General features: G+C 65.9%; 19 protein-coding genes. 9 read left to right on the top strand and 10 right to left on the bottom strand.

Annotated elements, in window-relative coordinates; translation table 11 throughout:
* Nucleotides 1-9 precede the first annotated feature (9 nt).
* Nucleotides 10-1,401 (top strand): M16 family metallopeptidase, encoded by a 1,392-nt coding sequence (locus ACFC2Y_RS05205; protein WP_375174310.1) that lies wholly within the window; start codon nucleotides 10-12, stop codon nucleotides 1,399-1,401.
* Entirely contained in the window at nucleotides 1,398-2,711 is a 1,314-nt protein-coding gene (locus tag ACFC2Y_RS05210; RefSeq protein WP_375174309.1) for a M16 family metallopeptidase, read from the top strand. Before ACFC2Y_RS05205 ends, ACFC2Y_RS05210 begins: the two co-directional genes overlap by 4 nt.
* A gap of 3 nt (nucleotides 2,712-2,714) precedes the next feature.
* On the opposite strand, the gene ACFC2Y_RS05215 is transcribed toward ACFC2Y_RS05210, so the two are convergent.
* Nucleotides 2,715-4,286 (bottom strand): tetratricopeptide repeat protein, encoded by a 1,572-nt coding sequence (locus tag ACFC2Y_RS05215; RefSeq protein WP_375174308.1) that lies wholly within the window; start codon nucleotides 4,284-4,286, stop codon nucleotides 2,715-2,717.
* Between the two features lie 162 nt (nucleotides 4,287-4,448).
* Here ACFC2Y_RS05215 and ACFC2Y_RS05220 point away from each other — a divergent pair, with 162 nt between their 5' ends.
* On the top strand, nucleotides 4,449-4,742 hold the full coding sequence (locus ACFC2Y_RS05220; protein WP_375174307.1) for a hypothetical protein: 294 nt from the start codon (nucleotides 4,449-4,451) through the stop codon (nucleotides 4,740-4,742).
* Nucleotides 4,743-4,771: 29 nt separating this feature from the next.
* Nucleotides 4,772-4,960: a hypothetical protein gene (locus tag ACFC2Y_RS05225; RefSeq protein WP_375174306.1), complete on the top strand. Its 189-nt coding sequence runs from the start codon at nucleotides 4,772-4,774 to the stop codon at nucleotides 4,958-4,960.
* 4 nt (nucleotides 4,961-4,964) lie between these two features.
* Here ACFC2Y_RS05225 and ACFC2Y_RS05230 read toward each other — a convergent pair whose 3' ends face one another.
* Nucleotides 4,965-5,948, bottom strand: a complete 984-nt coding sequence (locus tag ACFC2Y_RS05230) for an asparaginase (RefSeq protein ID WP_375174305.1) — start codon at nucleotides 5,946-5,948, stop codon at nucleotides 4,965-4,967.
* Nucleotides 5,949-6,103: 155 nt separating this feature from the next.
* On the opposite strand from ACFC2Y_RS05230, the gene ACFC2Y_RS05235 reads away from it, so the two are divergent.
* On the top strand, nucleotides 6,104-6,643 hold the full coding sequence (locus ACFC2Y_RS05235) for an invasion associated locus B family protein (protein ID WP_375174304.1): 540 nt from the start codon (nucleotides 6,104-6,106) through the stop codon (nucleotides 6,641-6,643).
* Nucleotides 6,644-6,647: 4 nt separating this feature from the next.
* Here ACFC2Y_RS05235 and ACFC2Y_RS05240 read toward each other — a convergent pair whose 3' ends face one another.
* The 8 genes from ACFC2Y_RS05240 to ACFC2Y_RS05275 all read right to left on the bottom strand — a co-directional run bounded on the left by ACFC2Y_RS05240 (nucleotide 6,648) and on the right by ACFC2Y_RS05275 (nucleotide 13,278).
* Nucleotides 6,648-7,547 (bottom strand): cation diffusion facilitator family transporter, encoded by a 900-nt coding sequence (locus ACFC2Y_RS05240; RefSeq protein ID WP_375174303.1) that lies wholly within the window; start codon nucleotides 7,545-7,547, stop codon nucleotides 6,648-6,650.
* A 54-nt stretch (nucleotides 7,548-7,601) separates the two neighbouring features.
* The gene (locus ACFC2Y_RS05245) at nucleotides 7,602-8,315 is read right to left on the bottom strand and encodes a gamma-glutamyl-gamma-aminobutyrate hydrolase family protein (RefSeq protein WP_375174302.1); all 714 of its coding nucleotides are present in this window, start codon (nucleotides 8,313-8,315) and stop codon (nucleotides 7,602-7,604) included.
* Nucleotides 8,312-9,283 (bottom strand): amidoligase family protein, encoded by a 972-nt coding sequence (locus ACFC2Y_RS05250; protein ID WP_375174301.1) that lies wholly within the window; start codon nucleotides 9,281-9,283, stop codon nucleotides 8,312-8,314. Before ACFC2Y_RS05250 ends, ACFC2Y_RS05245 begins: the two co-directional genes overlap by 4 nt.
* Nucleotides 9,284-9,432: 149 nt before the next feature.
* Complete coding sequence (gene rlmN, locus ACFC2Y_RS05255) at nucleotides 9,433-10,617, bottom strand: 23S rRNA (adenine(2503)-C(2))-methyltransferase RlmN (protein WP_375174300.1); 1,185 nt, start codon at nucleotides 10,615-10,617, stop codon at nucleotides 9,433-9,435.
* 83 nt (nucleotides 10,618-10,700) lie between these two features.
* Entirely contained in the window at nucleotides 10,701-11,408 is a 708-nt protein-coding gene (locus ACFC2Y_RS05260; RefSeq protein ID WP_375174299.1) for a helix-turn-helix transcriptional regulator, read from the bottom strand.
* Nucleotides 11,408-11,779: a VOC family protein gene (locus ACFC2Y_RS05265; protein ID WP_375174298.1), complete on the bottom strand. Its 372-nt coding sequence runs from the start codon at nucleotides 11,777-11,779 to the stop codon at nucleotides 11,408-11,410. The genes ACFC2Y_RS05260 and ACFC2Y_RS05265 overlap by 1 nt, the downstream gene beginning before the upstream one ends.
* A gap of 96 nt (nucleotides 11,780-11,875) precedes the next feature.
* The gene (locus ACFC2Y_RS05270) at nucleotides 11,876-12,640 is read right to left on the bottom strand and encodes a hydroxypyruvate isomerase family protein (RefSeq protein WP_375174297.1); all 765 of its coding nucleotides are present in this window, start codon (nucleotides 12,638-12,640) and stop codon (nucleotides 11,876-11,878) included.
* Nucleotides 12,641-12,687: 47 nt separating this feature from the next.
* Nucleotides 12,688-13,278: a DUF1285 domain-containing protein gene (locus tag ACFC2Y_RS05275; RefSeq protein ID WP_375174296.1), complete on the bottom strand. Its 591-nt coding sequence runs from the start codon at nucleotides 13,276-13,278 to the stop codon at nucleotides 12,688-12,690.
* A gap of 67 nt (nucleotides 13,279-13,345) precedes the next feature.
* Between ACFC2Y_RS05275 and ACFC2Y_RS05280 the strand changes: the two genes are divergently transcribed.
* From ACFC2Y_RS05280 to ACFC2Y_RS05295, 4 genes are read left to right on the top strand one after another with little or no spacing between them, the layout of a single operon-like run.
* Nucleotides 13,346-14,359 carry an AAA family ATPase gene (locus tag ACFC2Y_RS05280; RefSeq protein ID WP_375174295.1) on the top strand — a complete coding sequence of 338 codons (1,014 nt, stop codon included), beginning with the start codon at nucleotides 13,346-13,348 and terminating at the stop codon, nucleotides 14,357-14,359.
* Nucleotides 14,356-15,252, top strand: a complete 897-nt coding sequence (locus ACFC2Y_RS05285; protein WP_375174294.1) for a DUF58 domain-containing protein — start codon at nucleotides 14,356-14,358, stop codon at nucleotides 15,250-15,252. Before ACFC2Y_RS05280 ends, ACFC2Y_RS05285 begins: the two co-directional genes overlap by 4 nt.
* Entirely contained in the window at nucleotides 15,252-18,032 is a 2,781-nt protein-coding gene (locus ACFC2Y_RS05290) for a DUF4159 domain-containing protein (RefSeq protein ID WP_375174293.1), read from the top strand. Before ACFC2Y_RS05285 ends, ACFC2Y_RS05290 begins: the two co-directional genes overlap by 1 nt.
* Nucleotides 18,029-20,086 (top strand): glutamine amidotransferase, encoded by a 2,058-nt coding sequence (locus tag ACFC2Y_RS05295; protein WP_375174292.1) that lies wholly within the window; start codon nucleotides 18,029-18,031, stop codon nucleotides 20,084-20,086. Before ACFC2Y_RS05290 ends, ACFC2Y_RS05295 begins: the two co-directional genes overlap by 4 nt.
* Nucleotides 20,087-20,089: the final 3 nt, after the last annotated feature.

Consider the following 20,089-nt stretch of genomic DNA (forward strand, 5'->3'; position numbering starts at 1 on the left):
GGACTTCGGATGCCCCTGCCAATCGCGGCACGGCTGGCCAGATGGGCCGCCGCCCTGACGCTTCTCTCCGCCACATGGGCCAGCGCGTCGAACGACATGGTCACCGACTTCACCCTGGACAACGGTATGCAGGTCGTCGTGATCGAGGATCACCGCGCGCCCGTCGTCGTGCACATGGTCTGGTACAAGGCCGGCGCCGCGGATGAGACGCCCGGCGTCTCCGGCGTGGCGCATTTCCTCGAACACCTGCTCTTCAAGGCGACCGATACCCTGGAGTCCGGCGAACTGTCCAAGACCGTGGCCGAGAACGGCGGCACCGACAACGCCTTCACCAGCCACGACTACACCGGCTATTTCCAGCGCGTCGCGGCCGATCGTCTGGGCCTGATGATGTCGATGGAGGCGGACCGGATGCGCAACCTCCGCCTGACTGAAGAGGACATCCTGACGGAACGCCAGGTCATCATCGAGGAACGCAATCAGCGTACGGAAAACTCGCCCCAGGCGCTTTTTGGCGAACAGGCGAATGCGGCGCAGTACCTCAATCACCGGTACGGCGTGCCGATCATCGGCTGGCGGCACGAGATGGAGACCCTCGGCCTCGAGGACGCTCTGGCCTATTACGAACGCTACTACGCCCCGAACAACGCCATTCTCGTCGTGGCCGGCGATGTCACCCCCGAGGAGGTCGACCGGCTTGCCCGCGAACACTACGGGCCGATCCCGCCCAATCCCGACCTGCCCGACCGCGCCCGCCCGCAAGAGCCGCCACAGACCGCCGAACGCCGACTGACCTACAGCGACCCGCGCGTCGCCCAGCCCTATGTCAGCCGCAGCTACCTGGCCCCGGAACGCGATCCCGGCGATCAGGAAACCGCCGCCGCGCTGGTCATGCTTTCGGAGGAGCTGGGCGGCGGCCAGACCGGTTATCTCACCGAGAAACTGGTGTTCGAGGACAAGACCGCGCTCTACACCTCTGCCTACTACCGGGGGCAGTCGCTGGATGACACGACCTTCGGCCTCTATATCGTGCCCGCCGAGGGGGTGAGCCTGCCCGACGCCGAGGCCGCGCTGGACGCCACGCTGGCGCGTTTCCTCGAAGACGGGGTCGATGCGGAAAAGCTCGACCGGATCAAGATGCAGATCCGTGCCAGTCAGGTCTATGAACGCGACAACGTGGAACGCCTTGCGCGCCGCTATGGCTCTGCCCTGACGCAGGGGCTGACGATCGAGGATATCCAGGCCTGGCCCGATCTGCTGCAACAGGTGACGGAGGAGGACATCCTCGACGCCGCCCGCAGCGTCCTGAACCGCAGGAACGCGGTGACCGGCTATCTCATGGCCGCCGATCCCGCGCCGCAACCCGCCGCCACTAGCGCCACGCCGGAGGTCAGCCAATGATCCGCCTTGTCCTGCCCTTTCTGCTTGCCCTGCTCACCGCCCTGCCCGCCCGCGCCGATGTGGAGATCCAGGAGATCACCACCCCCGGCGGGCTGAACGCCTGGCTGGTGGAGGAACACTCCATCCCCTTCACTGCGCTGGAAATCTGGTTCCGGGGCGGCACCTCGCTGGACCGGCCAGGCAAACGCGGTGCCATCAACCTGATGACCGCCACGCTGGAGGAAGGCGCCGGCGAGATGGATGCCCTGGCCTTCACCCGCGCAAAGGAGGCCCTGGCCGCCGATTTCGACTATGATGTCGGCGACGACACCCTCACCGTCTCGGCCCGCTTCCTGACCGAAAACCGGGACGAGGCCGTGGCCCTGCTGCGCGAAACGCTGATCAATCCGCGTTTCGACCAGGATGCGATCGACCGGGTCCGGGGGCAGGTAATTTCGATCATCCGGTCCGACGAGAAGGACCCGAAGGACATCGCAAGCCGCGAGCTGAAATCTCAGGCCTTCGGCGATCACCCCTATGGCACCGACAGCAACGGCACGGTCGACAGCGTCACTGCCCTCACCCGCGAGGACATCCTGACGGCGCACACGGACTCGATGGCCCGCGACCGGATCTATATCGGTGCGGTCGGCGACATCACGCCCGAGGACCTGTCCACCCTGCTGGATGATCTGCTCGGCGATCTGCCTGAAACCGGCGCGCCCCAACCCGTCGATATCGAGCCAGGCTTGACCGGCGGCGTCACGGTTATCCCCTTCGACACGCCGCAGTCGGTCGCGATCTTCGGTCATTCCGGCGTGGAACGGACCAGCGAGGATTTCTTTGCCGCCTATCTGCTCAACACCATCCTGGGGGGCGGCGGATTTGAAAGCCGCCTGATGACCGAGGTTCGCGAAAAGCGCGGCCTGACCTATGGCGTCTACAGCTTCCTCGTCGACAAGGATCACGCCGATCTCTGGATGGGTCAGGTGCAATCCGCCAACAACCGCGTAGCCGAAGCGATAGAGGTCGTTCGCGCCCAATGGGCCGATATTGCCGAAAACGGGGTCACGCAGGAAGAACTGGACGCCGCGAAGAAATACCTCACCGGCGCCTATCCCCTGCGCTTCGACGGCAACGGCCGGATCGCCAATATCATCACCGGTATGCAGATCCAGGACATGCCGATCGACTACCCGGCGACGCGCAATGACAAGGTCAACGCCGTGACCCTGGACGAGGTCAACGATGTCGCCCGCCGCTATCTCAAACCGGATGCCCTGCGCTTTGTCGTTGTCGGTCAGCCCAAGGGGCTCAGCAGCACGAACTGAGCCTCAGGCATCAATCGCCTCCAGCGCGGCGACCAGCCGCGCGATCAGTTCGGGCGCATAGCCGCGACGGGCATAGATGTCCTCGTAATTCGGCACCAGTTCGCGCAGACGCTGCGTTGCCTGTCGCGCCTCGGTCAGCGTCCCGCGATGTGCGGAGGCGATGGCCAGCGCGGCAAGATACAGGCTGTTGCGATTGCCGATCAGCGAATAGGCCGCATCCGCCGCTTCATCCATCTCCCCCAGCCCGAAATGCGCGAGGAAGATCCCATAATCCCGCCAGGAGGCCGGACGCGGCGACATCTGACGCGATTGCGCAAACAGCGCGAGCGCCCGGCGGTGCTCTCCCATAGTATTAAGGCGCGCGCCATAACCGCCGACGATCCGCCAGTCGAAGGGCAGCAGCGCAAGCGCTTGTTCCCCGGCCAGCCTGGCCTCGTCCCAGCCACCGGCCGCGGACATGACGGTCATTAGTGCGTAGTGCCCGTATGCGTCGAACGGATCGAGAGCCACGGCCTTGTGCGCATACTCTGCGGAGCGCACGATCGGATGGGTCGGAAGCGGATTCCGGCGGTCCATGTATTCGTCACGCGCCATCATCGCGAGATCGAAATAGAGCCGCGCGGATTCGATTCCCTCTTCCAGCCTGTCCAACAGACAATTCCGGGCGATCAAGTGGTTTTCGTCATTCTGGGTCGCGAAATAATCTTCGACCAGAACACTGCAGGCAAAGTCGCCCGAATAGTCATCTCTTTCGACATAATCGGATTCGACGATTCCCCCGCGGGACGAAATCATCCCCAACCAGACGCGAAATAACGTAGGACGGTCAGGCGCCGTGGTTTCCCCGATATCGTTGGGATGAAAACTCCGCCCTGCCAGGACCTGACCGGACTCGACATGGGTCAGGACAGCTTCGATCACCGCCCCGTCCGCAGTCAGGCGCATAAGATAGTCAGGCACGGTCGACCCGGCGCTGTCTGCATCAATCGTCGGCAGGTTCTTGAACCGGCTCAGCGTATTGCGGGCCACGACAAAGGCCTGCCGCACCTCCGGATCGCCCAGTTGCACGGCTAGGTACGGTTCGCCCCGGCTGCGATCCATCGGGGCGCTGCCGCCGCGGACCATGTAGACCGCCAGCGTCACCAACAGGACAACGATGCCCAGCCCAATAACCCATCCCAGATAGGACCGTGACCGCCCCTCACCCGGCGTATCTGCGGCCACCACGCTTGCCGCACTATTCTGTCCGACAAACACCGGCACATAGCGTCCCCTCGGGATCTCGATCCGCACCGGATCATCCCGCCCGGTCGTCGCATAGTAATGCTCCAGTGACTCGCGCAGGCGCTTCATCTCGACCCGGACGATGCTGTCCGTCGTCGGGTCGAAATCGGATCCGCGGTGCAGGACATCCTGGGCGATGGAATAGGCCTTGATGCGCCCGGACCGGCCTTCGATGCTTTCTGTGACGATGTAGGACAGAATGCGGGTGGCATTCGTATCGCCGTTCTCTCGGATCGCGTCCAAAACCCGCCCCAGGGCATCGAGTTTGGCCGCGTCTGAGAAATTGTCCATTTATCAGAACCTTGAGTACATTTCCCTGCCGGGATTAACAGAGTTAACACGTGCGTTACAACGCGGGTTGGGTTTGACCGTACTCGTCAATTTGCGGCAACTCAATTCAGCCGCGACGGAAGTGGCCAAGAAAAATAAACGAACCTTCTGGCATTCAGCGACATGACGCAGATATCGGCCATACCGGACGACAAGAACCTATCGGACGCATTGCGGGCCCTGGCCCGGTTGCGTCAGGCCATGAAGGCCTGCAATGCCGACAAAAAGGTCGCGGGGACCCGGTCATTGCTGAGCTTGATCGACGACTGGTCCCGCCGGGCCATCGAAGCGCATCTCAAAGCCTGCGCCGAGCTGACGCCAGAAGAGTTCGACCCCCTTATCCGGGCCTATGCGGAACGGAGTCAGAAGACCGAGACGGATACCGCCGGAACCACAGCAACAGGGTGCAACGAGTGATGCAAGTATTAGAGTTGAAACCAAATCACATGTGCACAGATACCAAGCCGCAATGGCACCGCTCCTACCCGCCCGAAAGCTTCGGCGGCGTGAAATGGATGCTCGACGCGCTCGAAGACCTCATGCTCTTTGCCGAAGACCGCAATCTGGACGATGTCGCACGCGAACTGCGCTCCGCCCGCAGCGCGATCGCACCAATCCTGCAAACCCGGCGCTGACCCGTCAGGCCAGCGCCGCGCCCGGCCGGATCCATCCGGTTGTCCTGCCGCGACAGTTCAGCACCGGGGTATTCCAGAACCGCGCCACCGCAGGATGCGCGGCGTCCAGAACTCCTGCGCGGATCAGCAGCGCCGCGATGGCGCATTCCGCCCCGCGCGTCGTGCCATCCGCCACCTTCAGCGCGATACCCAGTTCCTGCTCCGGCAGGATCGCAACAAAGACCGCCTCCGCCCCCGTCTTGATCGCCACCTTGCCGCCCATGGCCCGCATCAGTTCGGTACAGGCCCGCCCTTCGCCCGCGACCAGCACCGGATGCGTCGCCATCGCCCGCACCAGCCGCGCCGCCGCCCTGTCGCGCACCCCGTCACGGCGATGTGCCGAGGCAAAGGCGCCCATGGCCCGCGCCAGCCCGGTCAGCGACGTGGCGAAATTCGGCGCGGAACAGCCGTCGATGCCGTAGGTCGGACTGGTCTCTCCCGTCATCTCCTCAAATGCAGCGCGCACCGCCAGCTGCACAGGGTGATCGGCATCGACATACTCCGGCCCCGCCTTCAGATGCTGGCTCAGCGCCAGGAACCCCGCGTGTTTGCCTGAACAGTTGTTGTGGATCTGGCAGGGCGACTCGCCTGCGCGGATCAGCCGGTGGTTCTCGGCCTCGTCGCGCGGCATATGCGACCCGCAGCGCAGGTCGCCCTCCGCCAGCCCCAGGTCGTCCAGCCAGTCCGACACCAGATCCAGATGCACCCCCGCCCCGTTGTGCGAGGCACAGGCGAGCGCCAGCTGGCTTTCGCTCAGCTCCAACCCGCTTTCCACCAGCGGCAGCGCCTGGATCATCTTGCAGGAGGACCGGGGGAACATCACAAGTTCGGGATCACCCCAGGCCTCAACCACTTCGCCCGCGCCATTGCAGATCACCGCATGCCCCATGTGCACACTCTCCTGCAAATCGCCCCGCCAGACCTGCGCCAGTTCCACTGCTCTCGACATCTTTCCGCCTTCCCTGCAATATCCGGCCAATCGCTCTTTCGTCATTGGCACTTTTGAGATTATTGTAGCAATGTCGATAAGCAATGAGCTCTGAGTGATAGCCGCAAAGGCAGGAAGAGCAGGACAGAGGCAAGGACGGCTTGGAGGCTGGATTAATGATTTCCCGTAAAATGCTGGGTCTGACCGCGGGTGCCGTGATCGGAGCGGTCGGCATGGGCGCAGGGGATGCGCACGCACAGCAGGTCAGCGAGAACATCGTGAGTGAACAAGGGGACTGGGCCGTCTACGAAGACGCAGACCCCAAGGAATGCTGGGCCGTCGCGGCCCCGAAAGAGACCGTGAACACGCGCGATGGCCGCGTCGTGACCGTGACCCGGTCGCAGATGCTGCTGATGACATTCTACCGGCCCGGTGCGGGCGTGGATGCCCAGGTGACCTTCACCGGCGGCTATCCCTTCGCCCCCGGATCGACGGTGAACCTGAACGTGGACGGCACAGAATTCGAACTGATCACCCAGGGCGAATGGGCCTGGCCGGAGAACAAGGGCGAGGATGCAAAGATCGTCGCCGCAATGAAGGCCGGCGCGAATGCCATCGTCACCGGGCGCTCCTCGCGCGGGACCACAACGAAGGACACCTTCTCGCTCTCCGGGTACACCGCTGCCGTGACGGACGCGCAGGGCCGCTGCAAATAGGCGGTTAATGGCCGATCGCGGGAACGTCCTCGCAGGCCGCGTCCACCGGTTCGATCTCGATCACCGAATGATGGATATGAAAGCGCTCCGAAAGGAGCGTTTTCAGTTTCTGGCGCACCGCGTCCCCAGCCCCGTCTTCCTGCACCACATGTGCCTCCAGCGAGATCTCATGCTCCTGCATCCGCCACAGGTGCAAATGGTGGACATCAACCACCCCCGGCACATCGCGCAAAGCCGCCAGAACCTCCTCCGCCCCCGGGTCTGCAGGGCTGCCCAGCATCAGGATGCGGATCACCGGCATGATCTCCGACGCGGCGTGCCACAAGATGTAGGCGGCGATCAAAAGCGTCACCAGCGGGTCGATCAGCCGCCAGTCGTAAAGCAGGATCAGCGTCCCCGCGACGATCACCGCGACAGAGCCAAGCGCATCGGCGAGGTTATGCAGAAAGGCCGCGCGGATGTTCACACTTGTCCGCGCCATCCGCAGCGTCAGCAAAGCCGTCACCGCATCCACCACAAACGCAAAGCCGGCCACGATTACCACGATCCAGCCGTCCACCGGCTGAGGTGAGATCAGCCGCCCCACACCTTCGACCGCCAGCCAGACCGACAGCGTGATCAGCGTGGTGTAGTTGATCAGCGCCGCGACCACCTCCGCCCGCCCGTAGCCGAAGGTCATCGCCGCGTCCGCCGGACGCCGCGCGATGCGCCGCGCCGCCAGCGCCAGGACCAGCGAAATCGCATCCGACAGGTTGTGCACCGCATCCGCGATCAGAGCGAGCGAGCCGGACATCAGACCGGCCACGACCTGCGCCACCGTCAGTCCGCCATTGACCGCGATCGCGGCCCAGAGGTTCCGGTCGCCCCCCTCAGCGGGGATGTGATGGTGATGATCATGCGGCATGGGGTGATCTGACCTGTGATCAGGTGTGGATGCAACCGCGCAAACCGGCGCAGGCTAAGCGGTCGACCGGCGCGCCGCCGCGATCTGATCCCCGGCCTGCATTCCTGCCCGCGCCGCCCCGACAAGCGCGCGAAAGATGGCGCGCTGCCGATGTGCGTAGATCAGATGCTCCGGATGCCATTGCACGCCCAGCATGAAGGGATCGACCACCCGCTCCACCGCCTGGATCATCTCACCCTCATCCCGCGCCGCCACCTGCAACCCGTCGCCCAACTCGTCGACCGCCTGCGAATGCAGCGCGTTGACCGTCATCTCCTCCGGCCCGGCGATATCCATCAGGCGCGTGCCCGGCCGCACATGCACCGTCTTGCGGGGCAGGATGGTGCGGAATTTTCGGCTCTGTGCGAAGGTTTCATAGGCATTCTGGTCCAACGTCCCCCCCAGGGCGACGTTGATCATCTGCGAACCTCGGCAGATCCCCAGCACCGGCTTGCCCTGGTCCAGCGCCTCGCAGACCAGCCGTTGCTCCAGCGCGTCACGGTCCGGGTCCAGACGGGCAGCGGCCACGATCTCCCCGCCGTAGAGATCGGGCGAAATATCGTCACCTCCCCCGATCACGATGCCGTTGATCCCCGCCACGTCGGAAGGGCGCCCCGCCCCCCATCTCACGGCACGTCCTCCGGCGAACCAGATATTCAGCGCAACCAGCGGAAAGATGCGCCAGCCCGACCGAGAAGACGTGGTCACGCCGATCAGCGGCCGGGTCATGTGACGCTCCGCTCTTCGATCAGTCCCGCGTCCTCCATCAGCGCGCCGCAGCGTTCCGCCCAGGGCGCGCGGCGCAGAACGACCGAGCCATGCATTTCCTGCCACTCTGCCATCATTCGGCCCAACAGATCCCGGTCCTCCGCCAGCTGTTCAACCAGCCGCCAGCGCAGCCATTCATGATGCAGAGACCAATCAGCCTCGTCTATGCGGCAGTCGGGCAGACGGAAGTGGAACGCGGGCCGGGCGGAGACAGAACCGCCCGCCCCCAGCATCCGGCGCACCAGATCCTCGTCCATCCAGGCAAGGATCGGCAGCATGTCCAGCCCGTAGTTCCGGCTCGGCGCATGCGTCAGATAGATCTCCGCCATCGCCCCCGGGTCAACGATCCCCGCATGACACAGCGCCTCGACCAGCCGGGTCGGGTAGGGATCGGTAAAGGGCAGGATGCGGCGGCTGAAATCAATCGGATGCGCCTCCCGCATCCAGGATTCGATCAGCGCATAGGCCAGCAGCGGGGCGGTGATCCCGCTGGCATCCGCGCTGGCAATCCCGGGGTTGAGATGCACGCCGAACCCGTAGGCCAGCCCGGCCCGCGTCCCCGCGGCCCCCGCATCGCGCAGGGCCGCCCGCAGCCTGTCCAGCGCCGCCAGCCCATCCAGGTCCAGCGGCTTCGTCACGATCTCGACCGGAATGACCTCCTTGCCGATGTCCAGGCCGATCCGCTTCAGCGCAGAGTTCTCCGCATGTCGCAGCGCCGTATCGAGATAGATGTCGAGCGTACCGATTTCGGTCTCGGCAACTGTCCAGGCGTGGCTGTCCACCTGTTTTGCCCGGCCGCCCAGGGTCTGGCAGGCGATCTCCGCCACCCTGTCCGCATCCAGGCCGGAAAATTCGATCTCCACACCGGTCAGCCTGGCGTTTCCCTCACTGTCCGTCGCGCGGGGGAGTGGCGGAAAAGCTTGTGTCATCGGTCCCTCTCACTTGCCCGGATCGCCCCCGCCGCGCGGAAACAGGTCCAGATCAATCCCGCAGGATTTCGTCGTGGTCTAGGAACTAGGGTAACAGGCGCTCAGGTCACGGGTACAGCCCGCCGTCCCGGCGCCCCGGGGAGACCAAATCAGCCCAGCCCGGCTTCCGCCGCGATCTCCCGCCGCGACTTGCGGGCGCGTTCGGTCGCGGACTTCAGCTGACCACAGGCCGCCATGATGTCCTCGCCCCGCGGGGTGCGGATCGGCGAGGCATAGCCAGCCTTGTGCACGATGTCGGCAAAACTCTCGATCCGGGACCAGTCCGACCGCTCATAAGGCGCGCCGGGCCATTCGTTGAAGGGGATCAGGTTGATCTTGGCAGGAATGCCCGAGATCAGCTTGACCAGCCGCCGCGCATCCGCGTCGCTGTCGTTCACATCCTTCAGCATCACATATTCAAAGGTGATCCGTTCCGAATTGGACAAACGGGGATATTCGCGCAGCGCGTTCAGCAGCGTCTCGATGTTCCAGCGTTTGTTGATCGGCACCAGCTTGTCGCGCACCTCGTCCGTCGTCGCATGGAAGGACACGGCCATCAGGCAGCCGATTTCCTCCGCGCACTTCGCGATCTCGGGCACGACCCCGGAGGTCGACAGGGTGATCCGGCGGCGCGACAGCGAAATCCCCTCGCCATCCATGGCGATCTTCATCGCGTCGCGCACGTTGTCGAAGTTATACAGCGGCTCGCCCATGCCCATAAGAACGATGTTGGACAGCAGCCGCGTTTCGTCCTTCGGCGCGCCCGGCACCGGCCATTCGTCCAGATCGTCGCGCGCCACCATGATCTGACCGACGATTTCACCCGCTGTCAGGTTCCGCACCAGCTTCTGCGTACCGGTATGGCAGAAGGAACAGGTCAGCGTGCAGCCGACCTGCGAGGAAATGCACAGCGTCCCGCGATCCGCTTCGGGGATATAGACGACCTCAACCTCATGCCCGCCCGCAATCCGCATCAGGTATTTCCGCGTACCATCGGCAGAGACCTGCTTCGACACGACCTCCGGCACCTCGATCACGAAGGTTTCGGCCAGCTTGGCACGGTAATCCTTGGCGAGGTTCGTCATCTCGGCAAAGTCGCGCACGCCCCAGTGATAGAGCCACTGCCACACCTGGTTCACGCGCATCTTCGCCTGTTTTTCCTTGGTGCCCATGTCGATCAGCGCGTCGCGCAGCGCATCGCGGGTGAGCCCCACGATATTGGGTTTCCCCTCCGCTGCTTTACGAGGGATGGTCATCACGTCCTGCGTGATCGGCGTTTGCGGCGCTTCGGTCATGGCTCTGTTTCCTGCGGCGAAGCCCGGCCTATACGCGATTCACGGCCATCTGGCTACACCCCGGGACCACATATCGCCTTTGCTCACAAAGCATTGTCCGGCCGTCGGAACCCGCGCCGGTTCTGTTCGTCGTAGAAGGCCCGCAGGCTCTTGTCCCGGTCTTCACGATAAACTTCCCCCTCCCGGATCGCCGCCATCCGGTCGACGCGAAAACTGCGAAAGTCCTGCCGCAACTCGCACCAGGCCACCAGCGTCCAGACCTTGCCCCAGAAGAATAGGCCCAGAGGCCGCATGTGCCGTGTCGTCGCCACGCCCGCCTCGTCCGCGTAGTCGACCTCCAGCATGACCCGCCCGTTCACCGCCGCCTCGATCCGGTCCAGCGCGCGGCGCGTCTCCTCCGACAGTTCGCCGAAATGCATCGCGTGGATCTGCACCCGTTCGGATTGCGCCCGGGCGGCATCGGGCAGGACCGCGTTGATCTTGACCAGCGCCTCTTCCGCCGCCGCCGCCATGTCCAGCCCGCCCCAGGCCCGGATCAGCCGCGCCCCCGCGACCAGGGCCACGATCTCCTCCTGGGTGAACATCAGGGGTGGCAGGTCATAGCCCGCCCGCATCACGTAACCGACCCCGGCCTCCCCCTCCACGGGCACGCCGGAGCCGATCAGGTCGGCGATATCGCGATAAACCGTGCGCTCGGACACTTCGAGCTTCTCGGCCAGCTGCGCCGCCGTGGTCAGCCGACCGCCCCTGAGATACTGGACGATCTGAAACAGGCGGTCGGCGCGGCGCATCAGGCGGCCTTCGGTTCGAACAGGCCGATGGAATTGCCGTCGGGGTCTTCGCAGTAAAGGAAGTCACCGACCGGAATGCTGATCGGCCCCATCACCACCTTGCCGCCCCCGACCTTCAGACGGTCGGACGCCGCGGCCAGCGTATCGGGCACCTGCAGATGGACGGTCGGCCCGGAGCCCGAAGCCGCAGGGGTTCCGGGATAGAGATGCCCGTGGATACCCTCCATATCGGCGGTATAGTTGACGATCGGGTTCGGCCCGTCCTCGTTCTTCACCAAGGTCCAGCCGAATACATCGGCATAGAAGGCCGTGGCCTTATCCAGATCCCGCACCGGGATTTCGGTCCAGACGGCGGTCGGTTGGGTGTTCATGTCAGTCTCCATCATGTTGCGATGGCTCCTCTCTGACATACCCCTCCTGACAGCATCCTGTCAGGAGGATTTCACCGAATGAGATTTGCGGTCCGGTCAGTCCCGCGACACCCAGTCCATCCATCCCAACCCCATCTCGACCTCGCCCGAGGGAATGTATTCGGCACTCACCCAGTCCTGGTATCCACCCGCCTCAAACGCGGCGAACAAGGCGCGATAGTCGATGTCGCCGCTGCCGGGCTCATGACGGCCGGGGTGATCGCCGATCTGGATGTGATGAACGAAGGCGCCATGCGCCTCCCAGCAGGCCAACGCGTCGCCAGTGATCCTCTGCGCGTGATAGGCATCATATTGCAGCCCGAGGTTGGCACGACGGACCGCGCGCAGAACCCGATCCGCGAGGTCGAAATCGTTCAGGTAATACCCGGGCATGTCGTGGGGATTGATAGGTTCGATTGTCAGCAGCTGGTCCGGCGCAAAATCGCAGGCCCATTGCAGGTTGCGGACAAAACACGCCTCCGCCTCCGGCCCCTCACCCGGTCCCGCCATGATATGGATGCGCCGCGCGCCAAGCGCCTGAGCATAGCGCAGGGCACGCCGGAAATCGGTGCGGAAGCGGTCCTCCAAGCCAGGCACGGCAGCAAACCCGCGCTCGCCCCCGGTGTAGTTCGGCGGCGGGCAATTGATCAGCGCAAGCTGCAACCCGGTCTGGTCCAGCGCGCGCTTCAGTTCCGGCACGGGGGTATCGTAGGGAAACAGGATCTCCACCCCGTCGAACCCGGCCGCCGCAGCGGCCTTGATGCGGTTCGGAACCGGCAGATCCTTCCACAGGAACGAGATATTGGCACATAATTTGGGCAAACCGGCCTCCGGGGATCACTCCGGACAAATGGGCGCGGCTTTGCCCCTCAAGTCAACTCATCTGCCCTTTGTATCGGAAAGAAGACACCGCCGGACCAGATCCCGAGCCAGTCTTCCCCCTCATGCGGCCGCGTGACCGCCAGATCGACCAGGCGGTAGAAACTCTTCCGGTCGATCAATGCCTCCAGACGGTCCCGCACCAGCACATATGGCGAGGGTTCGCCCGTCTCCGGGTCCATCACGACCCGGATCGGACGATCCGCCCCGGCCTCGGCAAAGTCGCCCACATTGGTTTCAAAGCGCAGAACCTGATCCTCGCCCGCACCCTCCGCGGTGAAATCCACCGCGACAAAGGGGGCGTCCTCCACGGTGATTCCCCATCTTTCCACGGGGGTGACAAGAACATACCCCTCGTCATCCCGCCGCAAAATCGTGGAAAACAACCGCACCAGCGCCGCCCGGTTGATCGGTGTGCCAAGGTAGAACCACGTCCCGTCGCGCGCGATCCGCATGTCCAGATCGCCGCTATAGGCGGGGTTCCACTTGTGCACGGGCGGCAGGCCCCGCCCCTTGGAGGCCGCTTGTGCCGAGGCCGCGATGGTTTCCGCGCTCGGTTTCACGCTATTTTGTGAACTCATTGCTTTTGTATGTCCTGATGCCCGCGATACACTCACCCTGACTATAGTCCCGGACGGAGCCTTTGCCATGACCACGACCCACGACGACGACCTCGTCGCCCAGATCGAAGCCGTTGAGGAGAAACTGGCCCAGGCCCGCAAATCCATCGAACGCCGCTTCATCGGGCAGGAACGCGTTGTCGAACTGACCCTCTCGGCCCTGCTTTGCGGTGGCCACGGGTTGCTGATCGGCCTGCCCGGCCTTGGCAAGACCCGCCTGGTGGAGGCGCTGTCGACCGTGATGGGCCTGAACGGCAACCGCATCCAGTTCACCCCCGATCTGATGCCCGCCGATATCCTCGGATCCGAGGTGCTGGAAACCGCCGCCGATGGCTCCCGCGCCTTCCGCTTCCTGCCCGGCCCGGTCTTCTGCCAGCTTCTGATGGCGGATGAGATCAACCGCGCCTCGCCCCGGACCCAATCGGCGCTGCTGCAGGCGATGCAGGAAAAACAGGTGACCGTCGCGGGCGAGGATCGCCCCCTCGGTCAGCCCTTCCACGTCCTCGCCACCCAGAACCCGATCGAGCAGGAGGGCACCTACCCCCTGCCCGAGGCACAGCTTGACCGCTTCCTGGTCCAGATCGACGTCGAATACCCCGACCGCGAGACGGAAAAGGCGATTCTGCTGGCCACCACAGGGATCGAGGAAGAGGAGGCGCATGAGGTCTTCACCGCCGCCGAACTGATCGACGCCCAGACACTGCTGCGCCGGATGCCCGTGGGGGAAACGGTGATGGAACAGATCCTCGATCTCGTCCGCGCCTGCCGCCCCGACGATCCCGCCGCCTCTGCCCGCGTGCGCGAAACCGTCAACTGGGGCCCGGGCCCCCGCGCCGCGCAGGCCCTGATGATGACCGTCCGCGCCCGCGCCATGCTGCACGGCCGCCTTGCCCCCTCGACCGAGGATGTGATCGCCATGGCCCGCCCGGTCCTGTCGCACCGTATGGGCCTCAACTTCGCCGCCCGCGCCCGGGGTGACAACCTGGCCAGCCTGATCGAGGAAACCGCCGCCGCCGTGACCCGGACCGAGGCCGCCGCGTGAGCGATAAGGCCGCCCAGCTACAGGACCCACGAGCGCTTCGTGAACGGGCAGAGCGACAGGCCGAAAGCCTGCCGCCCCTGCTTGCGCGCGCCGAACACCTCGCCGGGACGGTTCTTCTGGGTGACCACGGTCGCCGCCGGTCCGGTCTGGGCGATGACTTCTGGCAATACCGCCCTGCCCAGCAGGGCGACCCGGCCCGCTGGATCGACTGGCGCCGGTCCGCCCGCAGCGACGACCGCTATGTCCGCGAACGGGAATGGCAGATCGCCCAGTCGGTCATGCTCTGGGTCGATCAGGCGGCTTCGATGCGCTTCACCTCCGATAAACGCTTTCCGGAGAAGAGCGAACGCGCCCGCCTGCTTGCGCTGGCCACTGCGATCCTGCTTATCCGGGGTGGCGAACGGGTCGGCCTGACCGGAACCCTGCTGCCGCCACGCCGCGCCAACAACCAGATCTATCGCCTTGCCGAATTCTTTGCCCTCCCGGGCGAGGGCGACTATGGCGTGCCGGAACACCGCGCCATGATCCCCAATGCCCGTGCGCTCTTCATCTCCGATTTCCTGGGCCAGCTGGACGAGGTCGAAACCGCCCTGACCAAGGCCGCCGACCGTGGCGTGCGTGGCGTGCTGCTGCAGGTGCTCGACCCGTCGGAGGAAAGCTTCCCCTTCCGTGGTCGCACTGTCTTTCAGTCCGTTGGCGGCACGATGGAGCATGAAACTCTCAAGGCCGACGACCTGCGGAGCCGCTATCTGACCCGGCTGGCCGAACGCAAGGACCGGCTGGATACGCTCTGCCGCGCCACCGGCTGGCAGTTTCACATTCACCACACCGACGCCTCGGCCCAGTCCGCCCTGCTGACGATCTACCGTGCGCTTGACCGGGGGACGACCTAATGACGCTTGGCCCCATAGGCTTCGCCGCGCCCTGGCTGCTAGTGGCCCTGGCCGCGCTGCCGATCCTCTGGATCATCCTGCGCGCCGTGCCCCCCGCGCCGATCCGCCGCCGCTTCCCCGGCGTGGCGCTGCTGCTTGGCCTGAAGGACGAGGAATCGGTCTCCGACCGTACGCCCTGGTGGCTCCTGCTCCTCCGCATGCTGGCGGTCGCTGCGATCATCATCGGCCTAGCCGGTCCTGTCCTGAACCCCCAGGATGAGGCCGAGACGGGCAGTGGCCCCCTGTTGATCGTGATGGACGGCTCCTGGGCTGCCGCGCGCGACTGGGACCGCACCGCCGACCTTGTCGACGGTGTCCTGGCAGAGGCCGGACGCCAGGGCCGCACCGCCGCCGTCCTGCGCCTGACTACGCCGGAAGAGCCGGTGTTTCGCGCCGCCGACACCCTGCGCGCGCGCCTGCCCGGTTACATGCCGCGGCCCTGGACCCCGACCGAAACCGACATGGCGACCGTGGCCGCAGCCCTGCCCGACACCGGGTTCGACACCTACTGGCTGTCCGACGGGCTGGACCATGACGGGCGCGACGACCTGCTGGAGGCCCTGGAAAGCCGCGGCACTGTCACCATCTACGAAAGCCCCCGCCCCGCGCTTGGCCTGAAGCCGGTGCAGATCGTCGACGGCGCGCTGGAGGTCACGGCGATCCGCCCCCTCGCCCTCGGCCCGCAGGAGATCACCGCGCAGGCGATCGGCCGCGATCCCTCCGGCACGCTGCGCACCCTGGCCAACCTGCCGCTCACCTTCGGCGATGGCGAGACGGAGGCAACCGCCGCCCTCTCCCTCCCCGCCGAACTGCGCGCCCGGGTCACGCATCTGACCATCGCCGGCGCCCGCACGGCCGGGGCCACAACCCTGTCCGACGACAGCTTCCGCCGCCGCGAGGTCGCCCTGATCGGCACCCGGCAGGAGGGCGAGACCCTCGACCTGCTGTCGCCCATGCATTACCTGCGCAAGGCGCTGGCCCCCACTGTGGATCTGCTGGAAGGTCCGCTGATGGACATGATCCCGGCCAACCCGGACGTGATCGTGCTGGCCGATGTCGCCACCCTGTCGGAGGCCGAGGAAGAGGCGCTGATCGAGTGGATCGACACCGGCGGGATGCTCCTGCGCTTTGCCGGGCCGCGCCTGGCCGCCAGCGATGTCAGCCGCGAGGTCGAGGATCCCTTCCTGCCGGTCCGCCTGCGCGCCGGGGGCCGCAACGTCGGCGGCGCGATGAGCTGGGGTGAACCCAAGACGCTAGCGGAGTTCGACACCACCAGCCCGTTCAACGGCCTGGACATCCCCGGGGATGTCACGATCTCCTCACAGGTCATGGCGCAGCCTGATCCTTCCCTCGCCGACCGGGTGATTGCGCGCCTGTCCGACGGCACCCCGCTGGTCACCCGGAAAGAAATTCGTCAGGGTCAGGTCGTCCTCTTCCACATCACCGCCAATGCCGAATGGTCCACCTTGCCGCTCTCCGGCCTCTTCGTGCAGATGCTGGAACGGCTCTCCGTCTCCTCATCTACCGCACGACCCGAGGCGGAGGACCTGGCAGGCACCACCTGGCAGCCGGTCCAATTGCTGACAGCGACGGGGCGGATCGAACCGGCGGGCACCCTGCCCGGTGTGCCCGGTGAACGGCTGATCGAGGCCCCGCTTGGCCCCGATCTGCAACCGGGCCTCTATCAGGGGCCGGATCGCACCCTTGCGCGCAATGTCCTGTCCGCCGACGATACGCTGCGCCCGACGCAATGGCCCGCGCGCCTGCGGATCGAGGGGCTGACCCGGGTCGAGGAGCAACCCCTCGGCGGATGGCTTCTGGCCTTGTCGCTGCTGCTGCTCACAGCGGATATCCTCGCCACACTCGCCCTCTCGGGCCGCTTGATCGGACAGCGCGCGGGCGTCGGCTCCGCCGCTCTGTTGCTGGCCCTGACCCTCGGCCCTGCGGGCGAGGCCACTGCCCAGGCACAGCCGGAGTCCGAGGCCACGACCCGCGCCCTCGCTGCCACGACAGAGGTCGTTCTGGCCCATGTAGTCACCGGCAACCCGCAGGTGGATGACCTCGCCCTCGCCGGGCTGCGCGGATTGGGACAGATCCTGAACTTCCGCACCTCCGTCGAACCGGACGAGCCGATGTCGGTCGATCTCGAAACCGACGCGCTGGCCTTCTACCCCTTCCTCTACTGGCCGGTCACACCGGATCAGCCTGTCCCCTCCGCCGAGGCCTACCAAAAGCTCAACAGTTACCTGCGCACCGGCGGGATGATCCTGTTCGACACCCGCGACGCCGATATCGCGGCCTTCGGCGCCTCCAGCCCGAATGGGCGCAAGCTTCAGGCGCTGGCCGCCCCGCTGGACATCCCCGCGCTTGAGCCGGTGCCGGAGGATCATGTCCTCACCCGCACCTTCTACCTGTTGCGCGATTTCCCCGGCCGCCACGCCGCCCGCGACGTCTGGGTCGAAGCCGCCCCGCCCGATGCCGAACTGATCGAGGGGATGCCCTTCCGCAACCTCAACGACGGGGTGACGCCGGTGGTAATCGGTGGCAACGACTGGGCCGCCGCCTGGGCCGTCGACAACAGCGGCAACCCCCTGGTGCCCGTCGGGCGCGGCTATGCCGGCGAACGTCAGAGGGAAATCGCCTATCGCTTCGGCGTCAACCTCATCATGCATGTGCTGACCGGCAACTATAAGTCCGACCAGGTCCACGTGCCCGCACTTCTCGACAGGCTGGGCCAATGACCGGAACCGTGATCTTCTCGCCCCTGCTGCCCTGGCCCCTGGTCGCCGCCCTGGCCGCCCTGGCCGTGGCCGGGATCGCCTTTGCCGTCTGGCGCGGCCTGGCGGGCTGGGCCCTGCGCGGCCTGGCCGCCGCCGTGGTGGTCGCCGCCCTCGCCGGTCCCTCGTGGCGGGAGGAAGACCGTACCCCCCTAAGCGACATCGTCCTGCTGGTGGAGGATCGCACCGCCTCGCAACGCCTGTCGGACCGCGCTGAACAGACGGAACAGGCCGCCGAAACCCTCGCCGCCCGCATCGCGGCCCGACCCAACACAGAGCTGCGCCGCGTCACCCTCGCCGATGGCGAGGACGACACCGGCACACGCCTGATGACCGCCCTGTCGGACGCCCTAGCCGAAGAACCCCGCGCCCGCATTGCCGGGATGATCCTGCTGTCGGACGGGCGCCTGCACGATCTCGATCAGGCCCCCGATCTGCCCGCCCCGCTGCATCTGCTGCTGACCGGCGCGCCGGAGGACTGGGACCGCCGCCTGATCGTCCAGAACGCCCCCGCCTTTGCCATCCTAGACGAGGAGGTCACCCTCACCCTGCGGATCGAGGACAGCGGCGCCGCACCGGCGAGCGACGGCCAGGTGCCGCTGGACATCTCCATCGACGGGGCGGAACCGCAGCGCTTCATGGTCGCCACCGGCCGCGATCTGGACCTGCCGATTACCCTGCCCCATGGCGGGCGCAACGTGATCCAGTTCTCCACCCCCGAAGCCGAGGGCGAGCTGACCAACCGCAACAACAGTGCCATCGTCCAGATGAACGGGGTGCGCGACCGGCTGCGCGTCCTGCTCGTCTCCGGCGAACCCCATGCGGGCGGCCGTACTTGGCGCAACCTGCTTAAATCCGACAGCTCCGTCGATCTGGTGCACTTCACCATCCTGCGCCCGCCCGCGAAACAGGACGGTGTCCCGGTCTCCGAGCTTTCCCTGATCGCCTTCCCCACGCGGGAGCTGTTCATGGACAAGGTCGATGACTTCGACCTGATCATCTTCGACCGGTACAAGCGGCGCGGCATCCTGCCCTCGCTCTACCTCCAGAACGTGGCGGATTACGTCAACCGCGGCGGCGCGGTACTTGTTGCCGCCGGGCCCGACTTTGCCTCCGCAGACAGCATCTACCGCTCTCCGCTCAGCGAAATCCTCCCCGCCGAACCGATCTCCGCCCGGGTGATCGAAGAGCCCTTCAGCCCGCAAGTTACCGATCTGGGCGACCGTCACCCGGTCACCGCGGGCCTAGCGCAGGAATGGACCGGCGACTGGGGGCGCTGGATGCGGCAGATCGACGTGGATGCCACCGATACGACCGGCGAGATTGTCATGTCCGGGGTGGAGGACCGCCCCCTTTTGATCCTCGACCGGGTCGGGGAGGGTCGCGTCGCGCTGCTGGCCTCCGACCACGCCTGGCTGTGGAGCCGGGGGTACGAGGGCGGCGGGCCGCAGCTAGAACTGCTGCGCCGCCTCGCCCACTGGATGATGAAGGAGCCGGAACTGGAGGAAGAGGCCCTGACCGCCCAGGCCACCGGCCAGACGATGCAGATCACCCGGCGCACGCTGGAGGACAGCATCGGCACCCTCACCATCACCCGCCCCGATGGCGAGACGGAGGAGATGAGCCTGACCGAAACGCGTCCGGGCATGTGGACCGGCGAATACACCGGCCCCGACATCGGTCTCTATCGCCTCAGCGAAGGCGATCTCAACTCGGTCATCGGCCTCGGACCCGCCGCCCCGCGCGAATTTGAACAGACCATCGCGGACGGCACGGCCCTCGACCCGCTGGTGGACAGCACCCGCGGCGGCATACGCAACCTCTCCGACGGGCTGCCCACGCTGCGCGATGTCCGGGCGGGCCGCCCTGCCGCCGGGCGCGGCTGGCTTGGTCTGACCCCCCGCGACGCTTTCGAAACCCGGGATGTCCGCCAGATCCCGCTCCTGCCGGAATGGCTGGTGCTGCTCGTCGCCTCCGCCCTGGTGTTGGCTGGCTGGCTGAGAGAAGGGCGGCGCTGAGGC

The sequence above is a fragment of the Pseudooceanicola sp. genome, assembly GCF_041987405.1.
Classification (GTDB): Bacteria; Pseudomonadota; Alphaproteobacteria; order Rhodobacterales; family Rhodobacteraceae; genus Pseudooceanicola.

Excerpts from the sequence above, each read along its gene's own strand:
- ACFC2Y_RS05205 (WP_375174310.1), top strand. The coding sequence starts at position 10 with ATGCCCCTGCCAATCGCGGCACGGCTGGCCAGATGGGCCGCCGCCCTG.
- ACFC2Y_RS05210 (WP_375174309.1), top strand. The coding sequence starts at position 1,398 with ATGATCCGCCTTGTCCTGCCCTTTCTGCTTGCCCTGCTCACCGCCCTG.
- ACFC2Y_RS05215 (WP_375174308.1), bottom strand. The coding sequence starts at position 4,286 with ATGGACAATTTCTCAGACGCGGCCAAACTCGATGCCCTGGGGCGGGTT.
- ACFC2Y_RS05220 (WP_375174307.1), top strand. The coding sequence starts at position 4,449 with ATGACGCAGATATCGGCCATACCGGACGACAAGAACCTATCGGACGCA.
- ACFC2Y_RS05225 (WP_375174306.1), top strand. The coding sequence starts at position 4,772 with ATGTGCACAGATACCAAGCCGCAATGGCACCGCTCCTACCCGCCCGAA.
- ACFC2Y_RS05230 (WP_375174305.1), bottom strand. The coding sequence starts at position 5,948 with ATGTCGAGAGCAGTGGAACTGGCGCAGGTCTGGCGGGGCGATTTGCAG.
- ACFC2Y_RS05235 (WP_375174304.1), top strand. The coding sequence starts at position 6,104 with ATGATTTCCCGTAAAATGCTGGGTCTGACCGCGGGTGCCGTGATCGGA.
- ACFC2Y_RS05240 (WP_375174303.1), bottom strand. The coding sequence starts at position 7,547 with ATGCCGCATGATCATCACCATCACATCCCCGCTGAGGGGGGCGACCGG.
- ACFC2Y_RS05245 (WP_375174302.1), bottom strand. The coding sequence starts at position 8,315 with ATGACCCGGCCGCTGATCGGCGTGACCACGTCTTCTCGGTCGGGCTGG.
- ACFC2Y_RS05250 (WP_375174301.1), bottom strand. The coding sequence starts at position 9,283 with ATGACACAAGCTTTTCCGCCACTCCCCCGCGCGACGGACAGTGAGGGA.
- rlmN (WP_375174300.1), bottom strand. The coding sequence starts at position 10,617 with ATGACCGAAGCGCCGCAAACGCCGATCACGCAGGACGTGATGACCATC.
- ACFC2Y_RS05260 (WP_375174299.1), bottom strand. The coding sequence starts at position 11,408 with ATGCGCCGCGCCGACCGCCTGTTTCAGATCGTCCAGTATCTCAGGGGC.
- ACFC2Y_RS05265 (WP_375174298.1), bottom strand. The coding sequence starts at position 11,779 with ATGAACACCCAACCGACCGCCGTCTGGACCGAAATCCCGGTGCGGGAT.
- ACFC2Y_RS05275 (WP_375174296.1), bottom strand. The coding sequence starts at position 13,278 with ATGAGTTCACAAAATAGCGTGAAACCGAGCGCGGAAACCATCGCGGCC.
- ACFC2Y_RS05280 (WP_375174295.1), top strand. The coding sequence starts at position 13,346 with ATGACCACGACCCACGACGACGACCTCGTCGCCCAGATCGAAGCCGTT.
- ACFC2Y_RS05290 (WP_375174293.1), top strand. The coding sequence starts at position 15,252 with ATGACGCTTGGCCCCATAGGCTTCGCCGCGCCCTGGCTGCTAGTGGCC.
- ACFC2Y_RS05295 (WP_375174292.1), top strand. The coding sequence starts at position 18,029 with ATGACCGGAACCGTGATCTTCTCGCCCCTGCTGCCCTGGCCCCTGGTC.